21 protein-coding genes are annotated in these 21502 nt (G+C 33.1%); all 21 read right to left on the reverse strand.

Features of this window, described 5'->3' with window-relative positions:
• Positions 1–103: 103 nt before the first annotated feature.
• Positions 104–760 carry a response regulator transcription factor gene (locus NTX65_04870; protein ID MCX6168644.1) on the reverse strand — a complete coding sequence of 219 codons (657 nt, stop codon included), beginning with the start codon at positions 758–760 and terminating at the stop codon, positions 104–106.
• Positions 761–1863: 1103 nt separating this feature from the next.
• Positions 1864–2241 carry a DUF6527 family protein gene (locus tag NTX65_04875; protein MCX6168645.1) on the reverse strand — a complete coding sequence of 126 codons (378 nt, stop codon included), beginning with the start codon at positions 2239–2241 and terminating at the stop codon, positions 1864–1866.
• Complete coding sequence (locus NTX65_04880; GenBank protein MCX6168646.1) at positions 2222–3406, reverse strand: ThiF family adenylyltransferase; 1185 nt, start codon at positions 3404–3406, stop codon at positions 2222–2224. Before NTX65_04880 ends, NTX65_04875 begins: the two co-directional genes overlap by 20 nt.
• On the reverse strand, positions 3381–3671 hold the full coding sequence (locus NTX65_04885; protein ID MCX6168647.1) for a multiubiquitin domain-containing protein: 291 nt from the start codon (positions 3669–3671) through the stop codon (positions 3381–3383). Before NTX65_04885 ends, NTX65_04880 begins: the two co-directional genes overlap by 26 nt.
• Before the next feature lie 55 nt (positions 3672–3726).
• Positions 3727–4800: a HigA family addiction module antitoxin gene (locus tag NTX65_04890; GenBank protein ID MCX6168648.1), complete on the reverse strand. Its 1074-nt coding sequence runs from the start codon at positions 4798–4800 to the stop codon at positions 3727–3729.
• Between the two features lie 7 nt (positions 4801–4807).
• On the reverse strand, positions 4808–5152 hold the full coding sequence (locus NTX65_04895) for a hypothetical protein (protein MCX6168649.1): 345 nt from the start codon (positions 5150–5152) through the stop codon (positions 4808–4810).
• A gap of 561 nt (positions 5153–5713) precedes the next feature.
• Positions 5714–6769, reverse strand: a complete 1056-nt coding sequence (locus NTX65_04900) for an FAD-dependent oxidoreductase (GenBank protein MCX6168650.1) — start codon at positions 6767–6769, stop codon at positions 5714–5716.
• A complete protein-coding gene (locus NTX65_04905; protein MCX6168651.1) occupies positions 6741–7499 on the reverse strand; it encodes a class II aldolase/adducin family protein in 759 nt (252 codons plus the stop codon). The genes NTX65_04900 and NTX65_04905 overlap by 29 nt, the downstream gene beginning before the upstream one ends.
• Positions 7500–7507: 8 nt before the next feature.
• The gene (locus NTX65_04910; protein MCX6168652.1) at positions 7508–10198 is read right to left on the reverse strand and encodes an SUMF1/EgtB/PvdO family nonheme iron enzyme; all 2691 of its coding nucleotides are present in this window, start codon (positions 10196–10198) and stop codon (positions 7508–7510) included.
• A 7-nt stretch (positions 10199–10205) separates the two neighbouring features.
• Positions 10206–10823 carry a hypothetical protein gene (locus NTX65_04915; protein MCX6168653.1) on the reverse strand — a complete coding sequence of 206 codons (618 nt, stop codon included), beginning with the start codon at positions 10821–10823 and terminating at the stop codon, positions 10206–10208.
• Between the two features lie 19 nt (positions 10824–10842).
• Complete coding sequence (locus NTX65_04920) at positions 10843–11835, reverse strand: NAD(P)-binding domain-containing protein (protein ID MCX6168654.1); 993 nt, start codon at positions 11833–11835, stop codon at positions 10843–10845.
• Positions 11836–11894: 59 nt separating this feature from the next.
• A complete protein-coding gene (locus NTX65_04925) occupies positions 11895–13220 on the reverse strand; it encodes an FAD-dependent oxidoreductase (protein MCX6168655.1) in 1326 nt (441 codons plus the stop codon).
• A gap of 23 nt (positions 13221–13243) precedes the next feature.
• The gene (locus tag NTX65_04930; protein MCX6168656.1) at positions 13244–14368 is read right to left on the reverse strand and encodes a pyridoxal phosphate-dependent aminotransferase; all 1125 of its coding nucleotides are present in this window, start codon (positions 14366–14368) and stop codon (positions 13244–13246) included.
• Between the two features lie 578 nt (positions 14369–14946).
• Positions 14947–15930, reverse strand: coding sequence for a DUF4868 domain-containing protein (locus NTX65_04935; protein MCX6168657.1), 984 nt, complete (start codon positions 15928–15930; stop codon positions 14947–14949).
• The gene (locus NTX65_04940) at positions 15923–16495 is read right to left on the reverse strand and encodes a hypothetical protein (GenBank protein MCX6168658.1); all 573 of its coding nucleotides are present in this window, start codon (positions 16493–16495) and stop codon (positions 15923–15925) included. The genes NTX65_04935 and NTX65_04940 overlap by 8 nt, the downstream gene beginning before the upstream one ends.
• A 460-nt stretch (positions 16496–16955) precedes the next feature.
• Positions 16956–18254: a radical SAM protein gene (locus NTX65_04945; GenBank protein MCX6168659.1), complete on the reverse strand. Its 1299-nt coding sequence runs from the start codon at positions 18252–18254 to the stop codon at positions 16956–16958.
• A gap of 75 nt (positions 18255–18329) precedes the next feature.
• Complete coding sequence (locus tag NTX65_04950; protein ID MCX6168660.1) at positions 18330–18479, reverse strand: hypothetical protein; 150 nt, start codon at positions 18477–18479, stop codon at positions 18330–18332.
• A 150-nt stretch (positions 18480–18629) separates the two neighbouring features.
• Positions 18630–19022, reverse strand: coding sequence for a DUF6232 family protein (locus NTX65_04955; GenBank protein MCX6168661.1), 393 nt, complete (start codon positions 19020–19022; stop codon positions 18630–18632).
• Between the two features lie 57 nt (positions 19023–19079).
• Positions 19080–19301 (reverse strand): hypothetical protein, encoded by a 222-nt coding sequence (locus NTX65_04960; protein ID MCX6168662.1) that lies wholly within the window; start codon positions 19299–19301, stop codon positions 19080–19082.
• Between the two features lie 1027 nt (positions 19302–20328).
• A complete protein-coding gene (locus tag NTX65_04965; protein ID MCX6168663.1) occupies positions 20329–20637 on the reverse strand; it encodes a hypothetical protein in 309 nt (102 codons plus the stop codon).
• A gap of 95 nt (positions 20638–20732) precedes the next feature.
• A complete protein-coding gene (locus NTX65_04970) occupies positions 20733–21485 on the reverse strand; it encodes a caspase family protein (GenBank protein MCX6168664.1) in 753 nt (250 codons plus the stop codon).
• Positions 21486–21502 lie beyond the last annotated feature (17 nt).

A 21502-nucleotide genomic window follows, 5' to 3' on the forward strand; every position in this document is an offset into this window, starting at 1 on the left:
AATTTTAAGATAATATTTAATTCTATCATGCAAATAAGTATAAAGTACCTATTTTATACTTATATATTTATTTCCATAATAAAATCAGTCTTATATTTTCATGCTAATTTACTCTCGGGAATTGTTTAATATTTTTTAGAAGATCAACAATTTCAGATCTCTTGTTAAGACCTGTTTTTTCTTTTATTGAAAAACGGTGACAATCAACCGTTCTTTTAGATATATTTAATTTTATCGAGACTTCATCACTTGTCATTCCGGCTGCAACCCAAAATAATACTTCTTTCTCACGCGTTGATAATTCATCAAATTTACCATCCATTCCCTTGTTGCAACATCTAGATTTAATTTCTTCTATTTCCTCAATTGTCTTTCCCAGATAATATGTTCCCCCCTCGTATACAGATTGAATCGCAAATCTCAAATCGCTATCCAATAAGTATTTAGTAACGTAGCCCAATATACCAAGTCTTATTGCACCGCAGATATATTCTTCCTCATTGTGCATTGTAAACAAAATTATTTTAGCAAATCTGTCTTGTTTGAGGATTTTAGCCGAAGATTCTAATCCATTCATAATCGGCATAGTTAAGTCGCAAAGAACAATGTCAGGCTTTGCTTTCGGATACTTTTCCATTAATTCATGACCGTTTTCAGCTTCACCAACAACACAATATCCGGAATAAGATTCGAGTAATTTAATAAGAGCCATTCTTATAATGGTCTCATCCTCAGCCACAAGCAATCGGATTTTCTCCATGGTTATTCCTCGCATATTATAGTTGATGTTTTTTGTAAAAATTTAATTTTGCCTGTCCAAGAAATCGAGAGAGCAATTAAGAAGACCGGTATTATTAAATTTATAGCCGTTCGAAACTTTAAAACGATAAAATATTTGACAACTTTAAAAGTCCTCGCTGTTCAGGAGTTATCAATTCTACTACTGAATATATTGCGAGGTCTTGAATATAGCATTAGTAGTTATACGACATTTTTAAAATATTTAGGGCATTTTTACCGGAAAAGTTTAGTAGTTGTACTAATGTTATTCAAATTGAAAGGGATTTCATGTAACTAAATCAGTTTTTTGTCTTTAAACTTGTATCCGAGTTTTTATTGTTCTTTACCAATACTTCTTCCACAACATCTTAATTTGATTTCTAAAATTGATGACAAGGCAAAGAAGAATTTCATTGGATAGTTAGGTCAGTTTTTCGAGTATCGAATAGATATTTGTGAAGAATTAAATATTTTACAACAATTATACCTTTATCCATGAATCGAATTCTTGAAAAATGAGCATGTGATTGAGCTGACTGATTAACAATCAGGCAATTTACAGCGATTCTGAGCTATTATTATAGATTGTGAACTTCAACTATTTAGATAAGGAAAAAATCCTTCCAAAGTTTATATTGCTTTCAGCTATAAATTTTCATACCTGCGTTGCCCATCTGCCAAATAACATTAAAGGCTCAAAAACCTTCACATATACCTCAAAATCCACAATCTATAGGGGAACATATTAGAAAACGAAGACTAGAGCAAAATCTTTTTCAAGCTGATGTTGCTAGATTAATCGGTGTCGAAGAGACGAGTATCTATAATTGGGAAAGTAATAGAAGTAATCCATCGGTTAAGTACATTCCCAAGGTCATAAAATTTTTAGGATATATACCTGAGATTTTTCCAAATAAAACACTTGGAGAACAACTAATCTATTATAGAAAGATTCATGGACTAAGTCAGAAAAAAATGGCAACGAATCTTGGGATTGATCAAGGAACCCTTAGGAGGTACGAAAAATATTATTTCACATCCAACAATAATCTTATGAGACAAAAGTTACTTTTAAAATTAGATTTATTTTTTCCTGAAATAATCAAATAGAGACCATTTTTCCTTACCACTGTAATATTCTTTCTTATTGGATTTATCTTGTTTCACTCCTGTGGCTATTTGTTCTTTTGACCATTTAGGTGCCCACTTGATTTGGCTTCTTTCAATCCAGTAATGAGATTGACAGGCAAAATTCCAATTACCTATTGAAGGATATAAAGAAATTGTTTTTCCATCGAAAATTAATTTCCAATCTGTTGGTGAGAGGGGAGTTACAACCTCTTTCCCACATCCGCACGCACATTTATGTATAACCGAGGCATAATCTATGGATATATAAATAACACCATCTTCTATTTTCTCAGGGATATTTTTTACAAACTTATGCGTTAATTGATTCATCGTTTACCATTTGATTACAATTGATATTAAAAACTGAATGATATTCTTTTTGCAAATCATGATAGAAACCAAACAACTTTTTCCATTTTATTACAGCAAGGGCTGCATTGAGCGCATTGATCTCTGCAATTTGAATATTCTTATTATAATCACCCCCACCAGTGTCAGAAAAAGATATTCTTGAATCAATATGATTATTCTTTTCCACCGTACCTGTGGTCACTCGTACACTACCCGTTAATTTACCATCAATATTATCGATACCTACGCCCGTATCTATAAATGGTATTCCTAACTCCATTAGTTTTTGTATTATAAGTTTCTTAATCTCTCCTTTATCTATACAGATAAACACAAAGTCCATTCCACGCAATTCATCTAAATTTGAGGGTGAAAGGTTATATGCGTGTGGGAAAACAAAATTCCGCATATGTGAATATACTTCGTGATGATAGGCAACCTTTTTCTGTTGTTTATTTAGATCGTCTATTGAAGCTGCCCCAGGCGCGCGGAAAGCGTTATGAGAAAAAAATTGATCTTCATCAAAAAGATGAATCTCCTTTACGTGAGTCTTTGTAATAAAATCTAAAATGTATGATCCCGTCCCACCTAATCCCACGATTGATATTTTTAAGTTTTGTAACTTTTCGGAGATAGCATCAATCTCAGCCCTACTTGAATTTGAATCTGAATATTTGAAAACATCATCTGGATCGGTAGATTCAATAATATTAAACGTTTTTGCCTTGGTGTTTTCATCTATTGCTTGTGCATGAGACAGCAATGTGTAAACATATGTGGTAATTTTATCATAGAAATTTTCATAATTACCATTAATAGGTTTTGCAGAAAAGTAGTGATCAACTTCGATACCTTCAGCTAGAGTTTTGTGCCTACTTTCATTAACCATTCCTTTCAAAGGTATTCCATTTTGGTCGCAAGGATGTTCTCCAACAAAGTGAATTGTATGGTCGTTAGGTTTTGCTATTCGATTATCTTGTATAATCTGTATAGGAGCAACAAGCACACCTAAAACAACTTCCTTTTTCGAGTTTACATATGGGACATGATACACGAGTAAATAGGATTTAACGACATTAATCTCATACCCTTCATCCCTAAGCCTTTTTAAATCTGGATTAAGATTTATTAGTTTGTGTGACATTAAAAATCATTCCGTCCTTAACCATAACACTTCCACCTTGCACAAGTGATCCTTCGTGTTTTGAATCTGCACCTTTTGCGTAAGTGACAGTGTAAATAATATTTTCGTCTGAAGAATACGAACCAAAGGCAATTACGATCACTTCTTCATACGTTATCTTGGTTTTGGGCCATTTTTTTTCACGCGTGTTTACGATGATAGTAACTTCTTTTTTTTCTCCACCGTTTCCTTCGTACTTTTCTTTTTGATCTTTTTCGTTTTCCATATTATGTACCTCCATCAAATTTACTAACGACCTTTAATTTATAATTACATTCATTTTATTCAGATGCTATTTTTAATCTTGGACGCAAGCTTGAAACCGTATTCCAATTAACCTTCTTATCATGGCATAATCTACCGGCCACTATTCCTGGATGAATCTTGAGACTATTTGCAAATTCTAGGATACTACTTTTTGAAATAATGGGATTGTTTTTTAAGAACTGTGAATAACTCTTGGGTGAAATGAGTTCATCACTCGCAAATTCATCCGCTTCATCTTCTTTGTCTCTTGCAAGAGCTAATTCCTTCTTATCAAATTCAATAAATTTTTCTTTCTTTCCATGTAATACCAAGTGGCCAAGTTCGTGATATAAATTAAACCAGAAAATATCCGCCCACGAATAATACAAGCTCAACTGAATAACGGGTTTGTTGTTAATCCAACGAACAGCACCACTTACACCCGATCCCGGGAAATGTGAAATATATATTAGGGCAATACCAACTTCATTCAATTGTTTAATAACCTCTACTGAATATTGTTCGGGTTTTTTCGTAGATAATAATTTTAGGGTACTCAGTATATCCCTCAATTTTGTTTCGGAATATTCTGGAAGAATTTGTTTTTTAGCTTCTAGTTCTCCGCATCTTAACCATGCAGCGATAGATTCACTTTTTATACTTGCTTCGTTTCGTTTACGAAAGGCTACTCCTTCGGTTGTCGATACGAAAGAAAGAGAATTCACACCGAAAAATTTCCAAAGATTCTCGATTCTCTTTTCTTTATTAGTTGTTTGTTCCACATACCTACGCTTAACTAATTCTAAATAAGGATATTTTGATAAAATGGATATTTCTTCTTTAATTATTGAAAGCTTTTCGATACGCACTTTCGTTTCCTGAAAGTTTTTTTCAAGATTGATCCAAAATGAAGCCGATCCACCAAGCGCATTCTCCAATAAAAGAGATGTTTCAACGGTGATGGATGCCTCCCCATTAATGATTTGGCTGAGATGCTTTTCCGTAATACCCATTCGTTCACAGAGACTTTTTTGGGTCATTCCCTCACGCGAAAGCTCTTCAGCTATGATGCGACCAGGATGTATTGCTTTATTAGGTAAGTAGCTCATATTAATGTTAGCCCTTATGATAGTTCGAAAATATTTCTATGACTGAAATATTTTTAATGGTTTTATAATTATCTATTCTATATTCGGAATCCCCCTCGTGATTTGGTCTGAAAATAACTCTAATAACTTTATCAACATCTACTGCAAAATAGCCTTTGTAAGTTCCTTTTAGTGGATGGGGACGAAACCCCGTTGGAACATCCGCTAAGGTAGGTGCTGCAAACAAAACATCTAAGGTTGCAATAATATCGGAAGCCGAATCAACGCCCTTCACCTTATTATAACGCTTTTTCAACGACTCATAATCATTCACGAGTCTCTCATGTTTTAGATTATAAAATTCTATATTCATAGTAGCATATCGGCATAAAATAAGCCAAGTATTTTTCTTTACCAACTTGGTAAAGAAAAATTATCTAATTAATGTATGAAAGTCAATATTATTTATTGTATCTCTTTTTCGATTAAAAAAGAATATTTTTTCTCTAATCTCGAAGTGATGGTTAAAGAATGTTATTGCTCCTCGATAGCACATTCCCATATTGTGTCGGGGGCCAAAAGCGTTCCTTAGTAATATTAAATTATTTACTTGACTTTTCTTTTCTATAGATACTTATGACCCAGCTGGGGATTATGATGACCCTCGACACATATTGGAAAATCTGGAGAGATGTTTTTATTGTACTATTTCTAAATTATTAAGTTTTATCAGTGCGTTAATTACAACTCCACTTATTACTTTGTGCTATTCTTTTTTCTCATTCTAATGATTGTCTTGGATTCCACATTAACTTGAACCAAAAACATTTGTAGTCGCCAAGGATGAGAATTTCATCTTGAAATTGAGAGTGCCCTCAACTTAGATTTATGAGCCTAGGTAACCCCTTTTATAAAGTGCGTTTTACAACATTTTTTACAATTTTAGAACTAATACCTTCACGGCCTCAGCACAACCCCAGGAAAGGCTAAACCCTGACCCCCCATGACCATAGTTGTGAACTATAGGGATTTTAGCAGAAAGAGTATCTGTTTCCAAACGTACACCATTAACACGCGCAGGTCGAATTCCCACTACAGGTGACCGAGCCTGATCACTTTCTGAACAACTTTGCAACCAAGGGGTATACAATCCAGCTTTTCTAATTGCATCAGTAAATTTTAGAGTTAACTCAAGGTCTTCACATCCCTTTTCTGCCCATCCCCCCACCAACACTTCACCAAGTCTTGGAATTACATATGTTATGCCATTAGGATGGTAATCATCTCCAACATAATCTTTTGGTGATGTAGTAGAAGCCTTAAGCACGAAGTACTGTCCTTTATAAGGAATAAAATTTCTATCTTTAGTTAATTCTCTTGCACCTAAACCTGAACAGTTGATGATGATTTCATAATCATTTGATATATCATCAAAACTTGAAAGTTTTACTTTTCTAACTTTTACTCCTTGGTTAATAACGCTTTTCTCTAACCATGATAAATACTTTTGCATATCTGCGGCAGGTGCATCAATATAATATCCCCAAGTGACTGGATTTTCTCGTAAAAGTTGAAGTTCAATTTCAGTGAGCTCTGAAGCAATATATTTGTTATACATTGCAACCTCTTTCTCTGTAAATATCTTAAATCTCTTTGGAATATGTGACCAACTTGGAACATGAGGAATTGGTCCACTTTTACGAAATAGTTCAACACCTGGAACTACCTCAACTCCGGCAGACGGTTCATTAGTTTCTAAATCATATAATTTTTCTAATGTGATTTGAGCCCAAGATAGGACTTCGTCAGTTTCAGGAACTAGGTAAACATGCCAGATTGCGGAAGCTTTGATAGAATCAGTTGCTGTACCAATGTGCTCTGCAACCACAGTGACGTTATACTCTTTTGACAAGATAAAAGCAGTTGTAAGGCCAACGACTCCACCTCCAATTACTGCTATATTACTTCTTTGTTGTTTTATTTGATGCATTTTTATTCTCCAATTGCCGGCAAAAAGCTTCAAAAAGTTGCTTTGCTACAATTTTTCTATCATTTTGTAGTAACTGATGTGCTTCATTTATTGAGGATTTTTCAGGAATTATCAGTGGAACACCTTGTGAAAGAGTTAGTACTTGAATTTTGCATGCTTCTTCAATGTAGTATGCTAGATAGAATGCTTCAGCAATACTATCTGCCACAACTAATGACCCATGATGCCGTAACAGTGCGACCCCACCATGAATAGCAAGATTAGAAATGCTTTCGGATAAGATCTGGTTGCGAAACATTCCATCATAGTCAATCATTTTCAACTCGCCTAAAAACTCCATTGCAGTTTGGCTCATCGATTGTAATCCAGATTCAGAACAGCCCACTGCTATAGAATAAGGTGAGTGTGTATGAATAATTGCACCTACTTTCCTTCTCAAGCTATGCATGGCAGAATGCATATGTAATCCATCTTTTATAACACCAAGTCTAGCTGCTTCTGAAGGCATGTATTCCTTCAAGGCAAAAACACATAAATGCTCTGGGTAAACTTCAATTGAAAGTCTCCCACTAGGATTCATTATCAAACTTAATTTTCCTTCTTCATCTCCGGCTACAGCTGAAATATGATTAAAGATTGTGTCAACCAATCCTAATCGTCCAAGAATTCGCCATGCATGAGAAACATCTATAATATAAGGTTCAATATGTTTATTAAAACCTATTGCCATTTAAATTTTTATTTGATAACAATTCTGAAACCAAGATCTTCATAAGCATTATATGGTGGATCAAAGCTACGAAAAGTAATTTGCGTAGATTCCTCCTCGGAAGAAAGCCAGGATGAACCACGAGAAATTCGGTCCTCTAGACCAATTGTGTCTAAAGTTTGTATAAAGCTATTTTTATCATATGGATTAGCTTTGGAACCAGACCATTCCCAAACATTTCCGACAAGATCATAAATTGGAAATTTGGTTTTGACTGATCGAAATAGGCCAACTCCACATGATCTGAACAAAGGCGCAATATCCTCTTTAGTAAAGGCGACTCTCACTAGAGCGCAATCCGAAGGCTCTCCGTCTATCCACGGATATATACTGTTATCACCACAGAGACGAGCAGCAATTTCCCATTCTGCTTCAATCGGAAGGCGTATGGTTTTTTGTGGATCTAATAAACCTTTATTTTTTAGAGTCTCCTCTAACCAACGACAATATGCTATTGCTTCCCACCAATTTAAACCTACAACTGGTTGATTTGGTCTATTATTGGCTGGATCTTCCCAGTATAGTGGAAACTTTCGTTTAATCATTTGAATACAACGTTCGGGAATTTCGTCAGGCACTAATCGCTGTGCTGCTAATTCGCTTGAATAATGAATTTGTGCAACATCACTAGATTTTTTTATTAGAATTTGAATTGTCTCTTCGTTGCCACGAGCCCATTTTAAAGCTGTTTCATTACACCAATATTTATCAATATCATATCCACCAGCTTCAATAAAACGCTGAAACTCTGCATTTGTTACTAAATAGGAACTAATTCCAAATTTTTCTAATTGTCCAGAAAGTGGTGGTGCCGCCGGACATTTCTGATATTTTAAAATTCTAGTTCGATGGTTTTCAATGCGTCCAATTTGACAATTACCTGCAGCAATCCAAATAATTCTGTCCAGGACCCCCTTCTCAAGCCTTGGATCTCCTAAGGTACCTAACATATCCCCAATTTTAATCCTATCCACCAACCTCAGATTTTCTTTTTGAAGCAAACAACATAATTTTTCCCGAATTTCATCTATTTGGGTCTTCAGCATCCGTGTAATTAGTTGAGATGGTACGATTGCAATAACTTCAACCAGCATTCCACCACAAGCAAGGGTAGCTTGTAAACTTTCAGATTGAACATCTTGAGACAATTCAGCAACAAAGGAACTTATTTCATATAAACCATCATTTTCTGAAGCTTTTAAACCTGCCCAGTAACGTATCGGATTTTGCCATTGTTCATTTAGTGCATACAATCGGCGCTCAGACATCGATAGTCTTGCCAATGCACGACCTGCAAGAACCTCTCGAAATACATTATGAACAAAATCAAATCCATCATCTGAGACTTTAACCAGAATACCGTGCCCACGTCTTAGAAATGAAGCCACACGAGTAATTGCATCTTCTTGGGAATCATAATCAAGTTTTGTAAAATCCTTTAGAGTACAAGCAGATTTTGTTAGCTCCCTAAGCTCGATGTTGTTAAAAGCCTTTAGTTGACCACCAACTACACGCACGTGCATTGACCACCCAATCTCAGTAATTGTTTCCATTAACCAAGCCCCATTCTGTTTAACGAATAAATCTTGGTTCGTATCGCGGTATTTGTCTATAAAAAACCAATTAATAGCTTGCCAACACAGTTGACTAACAGATGATGGTATATCTTTTACATCCGAAAAAACTGTTTGTAAAGCGTTTAACATAAGTGGTGTAAGACATACTGTTGCCAAATCAGAATGCTCTCGCAACGTACTTTGTATACCAACACATCGTTCGGCAAGTGACTTAATGGCCTCATTGTTGCTTTTAAAATGATCAATAACCTGAATTCTAGCAGCCTCATGCCATCTAAGTATTGCCAAATTCATTTGGTTCGGCGAAAATTTTGACATATAATAATGTGGAAGCGTACCTAGATTTGATGTACGATCTTCAAAATAGTCTTTTGTCCGACAAGTTATAATTAGTTTATAAGGAGTGTCGCTTTCTGCTTGTGGGATTTGTACGTAGAGAAGCGATCTTATGAGAGCAGCAGCTTCTTGTCTAAGTGATGCTGAATCTTTATCTGCTATTGTTTTTCGACTAATTGGCAATTCATCAAAACCATCAAAAATGATACATGCATAGGAAATGTTTTTTTTCAATTCATCGATAACTTCATTATCCTTCTCTAAACCAACATACTTTGCAGCACAATGTGCTACTGCTTCTTGATATGTTTTTCCTGATAATTGAATCAAGCTCAATGGGACTAATATTCCAAAATAATTTTGTTTTTCTTGTCGAAAATTTTTAATAAATAAACAAGTGAGATACCTTGATAGTGTAGATTTGCCACAGCCTGGATCAGCAAGAACAAGTTGACCTTGATTTGAGTCATTCAATAAGGTATTGAATGGGACTTCATCACCAGATTGATCCTGTCTCCGGAATCTAGGGGGCACCCAGATAGATTCAAGAGGACTATTAAATACCTCCATTTTATGTTTTCTTAAGATATATTCAGAGGGATCACCATATTCTAAATAATTTAAATGTTCAAGTGCTGCCTGAAAGTATTTAGCAAGTCCAGTACTTACTGACTTTTTTTTTCTAGAATTTGAAGAAGCTTTAATAACTTCTTGTTCAGGAGTTCTATGTTCATCTAGATCAGGCATATTTTAATTAACCTTCTATAACATTATGATTACAATTCAAATCTTTAATAGTGTCTTCTTTTATAGTGCCTCGAGTTGATCTTGTCCAAATGCGACCAGATCTTCCTTCAAATACCAAAATAGATTCCGGAACCTTGCTGGGCTCAAGGTTATCAAGAAAAGATAAATTAAATACATTTACCCCTGGCAATAGAGGGTGCTTTAAAAAGCTGCATATATGAGTCGTATAAGAATCAATGGAAATTTGCCAGTGATAAATTGGGGCAACGGTAGAATTCTGTACGATCATATCCCATAATCTACAAACAAGTTTTCCTGAGTCATCTCTAACTTCTTTGAAGGTAAGCCATAGGAAGATAGAAGTTTCTTCGTCGATAAAACGGCGAGCTTCAGCTTTTCTGTAAATAGAACGTTGCAAATACAAGCTTGTCAATGCAACTATGAGTGCGGAGGTCGTTCCAATACCCGAGAGGGCATTACTCCAGGTTCCAAATCGAGTATAATCAATTGTTTCACCAAATAGAGAAAGTCCCCACAAGTTCAGCATCAGTACATAAAAAAGTGCAAGACTTAGCAATACACAAATGAATAATAATATCGATTCTTTTCTACTTATTTCTTTCATCGAAAATCTCAAGCAATGTTTATTGAGGTCTCTTTAAACTTTCTATAATATATTTATCTCTTCCGGTTCTTAATATATTGAGAATTGACTGTACCGACATTTTAGACATACGATCACGAGCTTCATGAGTTAGAGATGCAATATGACCAGTTATCATAAGTTTATTTGGAATCATAGTTTTAAGGTATTGTACTACCTCCACGGGATTTTCGAAAAATCCATCGAAAGCAGCATATCCTATTTGACCGTTTTGAAGTCCAGTTACTAATGATTCGGGTTCAACAATATCTGCGCGGGCAGTATTGATAAGAATAGTTCCGCTTTTGAAATTTGAAATCTGAGACATTCCAATTAGATTTTTAGTCTCAGAAGTACTTGGTGTCATTATAATAATTACATCTACTTCTTTAGTTAGTTGTTCAAATGTTAGGTAGTTTATACCAAGTCGGTTTTCCTCAGTGGGTTTTCTATTTCTTGAATAATAACTAACCTTAGATCCAAATCCCTTTCGAAGAATCTCAGCTATTTTTGTCCCAATTCCACCGAGTCCGATTATTCCAATATGTAGACTAGATAATTCAGATTGCTTTTCTTCGTTTCCGGAATGACCCAAAGCAAACTCAGAGGCGTAAAGAAATAACTTGCGTGTACTATTTAGTAATAATCCTACAGTAAACTCAGCAACTGAATTGCTTAAAGTCCCTGGTGTATAAGTAATTGGTATCTGAAATTCCTTGGCCGCTGTTACATCGATAAAGGTTTGGTATCCCATTCCAAGAAATGCAATGATCTTTAGCTCATTAGCAGTCACTAAAGTATCACGACTGGCGTATTCATCGCCCCCGAGTAAATAAGCCACTGAAGATTTAAGTGCGTTTTTCAATTCGCTCTCAGATAAAAGATGCGTTGGATTATCAATTGTGTACCCAGCGCTAACAAGTGGTTCTAATAGTTCTTGTCGAACACTAGAGCCAGTTACAAGAATTTTATTTGACATTGTTTTTTTCACCATATATAGTTATAAAAATTTTAAACTGATTCAATTCTTAATTTTACAGAATTACTGTGACTTCAGTTTCTCTTTTTATTAGAATTGCAAACTATGGGCTTTATAAAAAGATTGTTTGGATCATATAATTTTACCAAAGTTCTGATTCTTTCAAGTTTTTCTTTTCCAAACACCCTTGTCAACTCTAAATCATTAGGGTAGGTATCGTAAAGATAATTAATATAGTTTGTGTCGTTATCTCGAACTAAACTATTATACAACTTTCTAGTCCATAAAACATTTAAATCGTCTCTGTCTTGGTTCTCCCAAGTAGAGGTTATAAGAATACCATATCCTTCCTCTCTTTTGTTAAAGGCTGAATCCTCGACTGGTATTTGACACATTTTCCCATGATATCTCTCTATAAATATTGAACTATATCTAGATGGTTTTTGCTCAATTGCTTCTTTAATTAATTCCCAATCAAAATTTATCAATTCCTTTTTTATTACTGATTTCCAGTATGATCGCATCCCATATTTTTTCTCATTATCAAAATAACTTTGAAACTCAACGTAGTTAGAAAAAATTTTCTCTATAATAATTTCATTCGTAAATTCTTTTTTAATATTGTTCACGAAGTTCTCAATTTCGTCACTATTTTGATCCTCGAAATTTGCGAATGCAATTTCTAAACTAATAACTTTTTGATTATTTTCTAACGTCAGAAAGGATAAGAAAAAAGTAATTTTAAATGAATCATTATTAGTTAAATCTGAATATAAGTTTACAATTTTGTCAAAATTATCATAACGTATTAAGAAATTATAAGCGATGAACTTTTTAATTTTATGCAGGTTAAAAATTATTTTGGTAACAACACCAATTCCAAAACCGGCTCCTTTGAGAAGCCAGAATAGGTCTAAATTAGTTCTATCGTTACAAACAATTTTTTCTCCTAAATAATTCAAAACTTCAAACTCTAATATATTATCCGAAGTTGAACCAAGGCATCCGTGTAACCAACCGATCCCTCCTCCTAAAGTAAGACCAGATATTCCCGTTGAAGACACAGTACCACCGGTGCAAACTAAACCATGCATAAATGTGTTTTTATCAAATATTGACATTGTTACACCAGGCTCACATATTGCAAGTGATTTTTTAGGAAACACTTTAATGTGTTGCATATTTCTAACCGAAATTACCACCTCTCCTTGAATAGCTCTACCCGATACGTTATGCCCACTACCCAGTACACTGATACTTTTTGAATGTATTCTCGCAAATTTTATGGCCTCTATTATATCTTTATCATTATTACAGATAAAGACAAATTCAGGTTTTTTAGAAATCATTCCGTTATATATACGTATACTTTCCTTATAACCGATATCATTTGGACACAACGCGATGCTCATTGCTGTAATCTTTATTTAATTGGAAAACTTTTACACATAATTTCCATCATTCTTCGGACTGATTGTTCAAAATACTCTGGTATCCTTGCTAATGCTATTCTCATATACTTTTCCCCTAATCCATTTCCGCTCCAATAAAACTTTTCTCCAGGTAAAGTTATAACTCCACCTGATTTCAATATTTGGCAAATATAATTGGAGTCTTTATGCAGTTTAGAAGTATTAATAAATTCAACGCTAACAGTAGAATTGCTATTGTACGTTTCTAAATCCATTGTCTCCAATGCTCTCTTTAAAGTATTTCGATTTTCTTTAATAACATTAAGTACTGGTCTGCTTTTAAGTTTCATTTCTAAACATGCAAAATCCTTTAGTATACTCAATATAAAAGGAGATACATTCAGCATAAAATCACAATGGACATCATTAAGTTTATCAAATAAACTACGAGAACATACAATTATTCCAATTTTTAGGTCGTGTAAAGGCCAATATTTACCAGTGTCTTCTATAATAATATAATCAATATTTGATTTTTCACATATCTCTCTCATATCATAACTAAGCATCTGAGGCGAGAAAAGTCTAAAACAAGCGTCAACTATTAACAAAACATTATTTGTAAAACAAAAACTACAAATTATTTCCAACGCTTCTTTTGTTATTATTTCTCCAGTTGGATTATTAGGCACAGTGACGAAAATGGCGTTTAAATTGTGATACAATTCAGGTTTTTCTAATAAGATTCTATAATTTTCGTGATCGCCGAATGGAATTAACTCAATTCCATGCCTATATAATATGTCAGGTATATTATCAAACGTTGGTTCTACAAGAGCCATTTTTTTTAGGTTATACAAACGTAAAAAATTTGCTATAACTTCCATAGAGATTGAGGAGGCATACGATAATAAAGTCTGTTCATATTTATAGGTTTGCCCAATAAGTCTGAAATACTCTTTCAAAAATTCTTGTCTTAAAGTATAATAATTTTGTAAGTCAACACTGTCGAACTTATTGCCAAAAGTATTTATAATAGAATCATATTCTTTTAATTGCAATTTTCGGGTATGAGCGTCCCCAAGGTTAAACATATAATGTAAACCTTCAAGCTCTATTTTTGTCAAGCTAGCCAAGATACCACCTATCGCATAAGCGCTAAGATTTACAATAACACTTTTAAGTAACCAAAAATTTTATATTATAAATTTTTTGTACTAGTTTTTAAGTATTCAACATTTAAGAATCATAAACATCACTGTGATGCTTCATTAAGCAAGAAAAAATAAAATATAATATTGGAATTAATCACTTCTAAAGATATATAGTATTTTTATTATATTTTTTAAAGAGTAATTAGTCTTATCAGAATCACCATAAACTCTCTTTCAATCTTCTTAAAGCTCGCACCACAAAACCACTTACCATTTCTTGTTTTTCTCTTTTCTGAACTTCTGATATTGCATTCAGCATCCACTTGAGAAACCAGTACAAAAAAATGAACTGTTTTCTTATTTATTCGCTCTAACAAAATTGTCAATTCTTGCATCCAAACACAGTAACGCTAATTAATCATCATGGCTTAATACTTATATAAAATGTTTATTAGAATAACCAATCTTAATGAGTAACTTAGCCCGATGAATGCAATTTTGCGATCTCGCAAACGCTGCGCCCATAAACTCTGAACGGCAGGGCGGTTAATTAAGTCGTTTTATTTAACAACTTCTTTAGAATCAACAAGATATTCGATATCTGTAATTTGTGAAATCTCATAATCATCATTCAATACTCTTGCAACTACTTTTAAATCGGCGTCCTTATCAACAAACCATTCTTTTTGATCATCTTTCAATTTTAGTTTTAATTGATATTTTTTATTTAGAGCAACCAACTTCTTATAGTAAATATTTTTATAATAGTTATTTTTATTTGCTGAAAAGAGTTTGTGAGCTAACCGCGTATTTGTATCAATTTTTATCTTTACATCATCCGTGTCTTCGAATATTATTTTACAATCTTGTCCGACGGACTTTTGAGCCGTTAGTGCACAAACAAGTTCATTTGCGACATTTTTATAATATTCATGAAAACCAAACACTCTTTCAAATGCAGACATCTTTGAAACAATGAAAGTATTTTTATAATAAAGAAAGTCCATGGCGTAGTTAATATTAAGAATATTTTCATCAAGCATTTCAAATTGTTTATTCTTTTCAAATAGAGTAAGAAACTTTTGCGAGAGCATCTTAGATGGCTGAAATTTTTGAAATATTAGTAATTGCTCAGTTCGATTTTTAAGCACCAATTCAAAACGTAAAATCCAAGATTTGATTTTATCTTCTCTGATGGATTCTTTATTATAATTTGCACATGGTTTTTCACCGGTTACAAATTCTAATATCTCCGGAAAGCTTTTAATTTCATCTGGGTTCATTTTAAATAATATTTGATGAGAATCAGGGTTATATACGGGTATGCTCTTCATTTCATCAATTTTAAAAATGCTATCAATCTCATTTAAATAATCATCTCCAATGGTTCTGATTTTAGCTATCGCATTTTTTTGAATGTTTAACGAATAAATTGTTATGGGATTCGTTTTAGTGCTTTTATTTTCGAAAAGGTACAGCGATACTTTTGCCACTTTCAATTCATCTAATTTTTTCAATTCCTTAAATTCTTTAATATCAACCATTACTAATCTCCTTCAATAAATAAAGATTTTTCTCGATTTGAATTGTAGAAATAATTTCCGAATGCTTGAGAATAAAATAGTCTTCTTTACTAATTAATACGACTTCTTTAGATTTTTTCCAGCCATCTTTTGTCCATTCAACCTTTAGAATATGAAACCCAAAGAAAGCAAGTATTGGATTGATACCTATCATATCGCTTTTAATGTATAGGATCCCAATGACTATCAAAAGGAAAAGTGAAATTGGAAATTGTTTCTCAGTCGGGAATCCTAGAAATGGTAGAATGTAAGTAAAAATGTAGGCAAGAATTTCTCCATCCATATTTTGAACATTTATTATTTTCATTGATTCAATAGGCGATGATTTATTTTTGAAATATTTCAAAAATGTTAAAAGAAGAACTATTAGAATACAAGTGAAAACTATAAGAGAGAACGAAATGAAAGGATTCTTGAAAAATGGGTAAATAAGTTCTCGGAAATCAATAATAAGAAAAATGATACCTAGGGGAATATAAGAGGTCAGGAATAAAATCAATCTTGATAATAAAGTTAATTTATTCATGGTTATTCCTAATTAAAATTTCAAACTTACGCTGTCTGTAATTAGTACCTTAGTTCAAGATGTCGAATAGTTACAGCAACTTTTATTTATAAAAATGTTTCTTTGAACAACCTACTTTGAGGAACAACATGGTATTACAAACCAAACTTTATAATTACACAAATGCCGCACTGAAAAACGCTGTCCGTGTTGAGCGGCGTGTTAGAACACATTCCCAAAATTATTAATGAAAGAATGTTTAGCACATTCTTAAAACTGAATTCAATATATAAATCAATCTCTTTGCAAAAATTTATATTTCTTTGTTTTATATTTATCGATTCACTAGAATGTAATTCACAACAAACAATAGAGTCAATAAAAGATTAAATTTCTCCAAAGAGCCAAACTTTGAAATCACGGTATACTAGTAGCATCCTTGTTGATACGATAGTTTGGCAGATGATTAAAAAAACAAATTTCATACATGCATTTCTTTTTTATACATATTCATCTTTGTTCTTAAACATGTAAACGCACAGCGCGCTTTATAATCCCCGTACTCGGCATATGATCTACCTGGACAAATCTGGCAATAGTTGATAGCTTTACAGGAAATGCAATCTATTGGCAAATCTTTAAATTTGAAATTGAGAAATTCTTTTAATGTTTCCGACTCTGTTAAGATTTGTTCAAGGCTTTCGTACCTTATATTTCCAATAGGTAACCTGAAGGCGCTGCAAGGATAAACTGTCCCGTCAGATTCAATGGCAACCCTGTCAATTCCCGCATTACATACTAATGACTCAGGATTCTTATCTGAATATTTTAATTTCAAGCGAAAATCACTTTTGTCAAAGTTCACCAAATCCAGATTTGATATTCTCAAATCAAGTGGGAATGTGTCCCCATCCATCTTTTTTATAATAAATGGATCAAAAATAATTGATTTGGCCCCTAACGAGTATGTAAATTCTTCGATTTCCTTGAGATAATCTTTATTATATTTTGTAACCATCGTTTTTACAAATACATCTAGTCCTGCATTAGATAAGAGTCGAATAACATTTGTGGTTTTAGTAAATGTTCCACGCTTCCGAGTAATTTGTTCATGGAGTTGAGCAGTATGTCCGTAAACACTAATACTCAAATCCCTTGGTGAATATACTTTTAGTAGGTCAATTATGCCTTCGTCTAAAAGAGTACCATTTGTGTTTAATCCAAAAGCTAATTTAGCTTTCGAAGCAAGTTGAAAAATCTGTAGCCAGTCTGGACGCATAAAGAGTTCCCCACCAGAAAAATGTACAAATTCCGCGCCTCTTTCGACAAGCTGAAAAAATAATGAATCAAAATGTTCTAGTTTCATTTCGTTATGCCCGCCATAATCATCGATAAAACAATGTCTACATCTAAGATTACATTTCCTCGTTAGAATAACCTGTACATTTTCAATTGCATACTTCTGCCAAGATCTTATATTAACCTTTTTTCCACTTTTGTAAATTGATAATATATTTTGACGGTAAAGATTCTTCAGAAGTGATTGAGCATCCTCAAATACTTGTTCAAGGGTTATGTTGAAGCGAGAGGTCATCTTACGTAAAACACTATCAAGAAATTTATGCTCGATGAGACTAGATATAATGAAAGCTGCGCTAAAGTTAATTTGCTGACGAGAAACATCATTTGACAAATAGAAATTATCATCATCCTTAATGACTTTATATTTAGGATCAATAACATAATCAAATTGACTTATGTTGGTTGAAGTTATATTCATATTTTTCTCTTTTTAGAGTACTTAGTTAAAACTTGGCTTGCCCGATCAAATCCAGACAAGCCAAGTTTATTCTAGTTAACTCTCGTTGTAATGCGCACCACAACTGGACGTACACTTACATGAACCGTCGAGTAAGTTCTCAACTTCCGGTTTCTCGTATTCGAAGTTTAGAAGTTCCAGTTCCTCTGGATGCAGCTCTTTTGTGTTCCTAGTTTCTTCGTCCATTGCATTCTCCTTATTTTAATGAGTGAACAATAGGATTTTTTGTAATACAAATGACTTTAGACATTTTACTGTCTAACAGCCTTGCCGCTAATAGTTTAACCCGCAGTTTTATTGCGGGGCAACCCAGAACAAGAATGTAGAAAAGAATAATTAGTCCATTCTTAAAACCGAATTTAATATATCGGTTAATCTTTTAGCAAAATCTAAATTTCTTCGTTTTATATATATTGTTTCACCAGAATGTAAATCAACACATACAATATATACTGGATCTGTAAAATCTTGATAAAAACCTTTAAGATTAAAACCCCCTATTCCCAAACCGATTAATCCTAGAATAAGCCCAATAGTTGAGAAAGTAAGAATACCATAGAGTCCCGCAATCGCTACTAAAAGATTTATAAGTAAACCCTTAACATCAAACGGTTCTTTAATAAAAAGAACGCTTTTAATTGAACTTAGTTGATAATATTTGTTTTCGTAACTCAGTTTTGTGCGTGTTACAAGTACACCGCCTTCATCAAATAAATTTTGTTCTTCCATTTTAATTTATCCTTAATATTTGAGAAATAAATTTTTCCACATACATATGGAATTTAACTATCTCAAAGTATGCCCACAAAGTGGACAATGCACATGACGACTTGAGCATGAATGACATATAAAGTGGCCTTTCGAACATGACTTACCACCAGAAATATCTTTTTCTTCGCCGCAATTATCACAAACTCGGTGGCCCATCGCTGTTCTAAAAAAGTCATTTTGAATTGGCATTGAATCCATTTCAAATGAAGGAATTTCTTGTGAGTAAACTTTTTCCATTAGGTCTCCTTCCTCTACTGATTGATTATTTTTTGTTCTAACTTTTACTTACTCAGTATGAAATTATTAGTACGGAAAATATATAAGCATACAGTTTCATTGCTACAGTTACTATGTTTAGCTTTCAAAGTATTGCCTAGCTCATTCATTATTCGTAATAATATAGGATCTGATAATACTCGGAGCTAGTAGTTATAATTAAAATATCCTCTCTTTGGATATTCTTTTCTTTTACAAAATCTGTCAAATGTTTGTAAGATATAAAATCCATTGCTTTTAATTCTTTTTTCATTTTATTCTGTCTCTTTAATTATGTGTTCTAACATATATTTATACTGAATTCGATCCGCTGTGGTAAATCGCTTTATCTTCCTTTTTTTACTACGATAAAATAAATTCATACTATCCTTTATCATCATATAAATATTCTAAAATCATAAAAACAATTTTTTTGTCTTGATAAATAACTTATGTGAAATCATTTATCGCGAAATTATTTCTTGATAAAAACACTAATCCAATGGAATCCTTACGCAAATCCTTCGACTCAATTCACGTGCATAAATCATGTTTGTCTTAACCAATTGATGTCTGAGTAGTTTTTGTTGTTCATGACCATTTTAAGCTTTGAAGATATTCCTTCTAATCATGCTTTTTATCTTAGTGTCTGAGATAACATTTCAATAAAAAATAAAAAAAAGTCTCATACATATAACCTCAAATCTTGAACCTTGATCAAGCTTATAAATCTCTCTTTAATCTTCTTATTGCCCTTACAACTACACCATTCACTAGATCTTGTTTTTTTCTGGGAAATAAAAGGTAATGCCAATATTTCAGTTTGCAAATGTTAATTCATAATCTTTTTTTGTAATTAATTTCATTTAAAAACTTACTAATTTGATAGGAGGTCTACAATTCATTGTTAGAATCTATATATCTATAATTAAAGCCCATCTATTGATACAATTTATATAGGGGAAAACGAAGAAATATTTTCTTCCCCGTATAAAGATTTTTTATTCACTCACTTTTGGGCCGAGACCAGTGTAAACTTTTCATCAAAATGAACAAGAAGCATCTCAATGAATCGACCATGATATACTCCGATGACTTCTTTTGTCAGAATTACATTTTCAGGACTAACAATTATAAACTTCAAAATATTAGATTGGATACTTGGGCGAAGCCAGGCCTTATTCTTCCATTGAGGAGGAGTATGTGTAAAATCGCCGTCTTTATCATACGTCCATGTATCAACGGCTTTATCATCAATTGTCTTCTTAATTAACTTAAGTAAATTTTCGGGTGTAGACGTGCTAATCAAAAGTGCCATTTCGTCTCCTTATTTTTTTAATATTAGAATAATAAAATGTTATATCCTTAAATTTGCTCTTACGCATATTAAAAAATCAAAGTACCAATATTTTTTTATGCTATAACTGCAAACGGGAAATACTTTTCCTCTTTTGGTTTTTCAATTTGTGGATTTTGTCTATCACCACTTAATCGTTTAGTTTTTATACTAGCCTTCTCGTGCGCCACGGGTAAAGAGAAAATGTTATAGAACTTACTTGTATCAGTTGAGTCATTATTCTCCCACTCTTCAGCAGAATCAATAAGGCTAAATGAATAGTATCCACCGCGAGCACTATCGTCATTTGATACTTCATCAATATTACACGAATATAAGACTAACAATGCTTCAGTACATTCCTCTATGCATTTATCGTAATACATTCTACAGCTTTGTTTATTCGTTACGTGATCGGATAGTTTTATCATCCTTTCTTGAAATGATTTAACTAGAACAGATTTTGCAATTTTCCTGCAGCAGTCCACTATTATAGTCTGTCTTGGGCTTCCTTTTCGTAATTCATTTAGATCAATTGTTTCAACTTTATTTAGTTCTAGGATCGTTGATTTTACCGAAGAAGAATATTCACCGTGACCAGAGAATATTACTTTCGTGTAATCATAATCTTTCAATTTCCCAAGCGCTTCTCTAGTTTTTTTGAGATTTGGTTTTAATAACACTTCGATTTCATTATCATACCACAACCCACCCAACGGAGATGTTAAAAATGACTTATAATTTTGTAAATCTTTATTAACGCCGTCACAATAATTTACAGCACCGATCTCACCTGGGTTTCCAATAATTATAGCTCTCCTTTTGATCATATTTTACATCCTTGTTT

This window comes from Ignavibacteriales bacterium (assembly GCA_026390795.1).
Lineage (GTDB): Bacteria > Bacteroidota > Ignavibacteria > Ignavibacteriales > Melioribacteraceae > Fen-1258.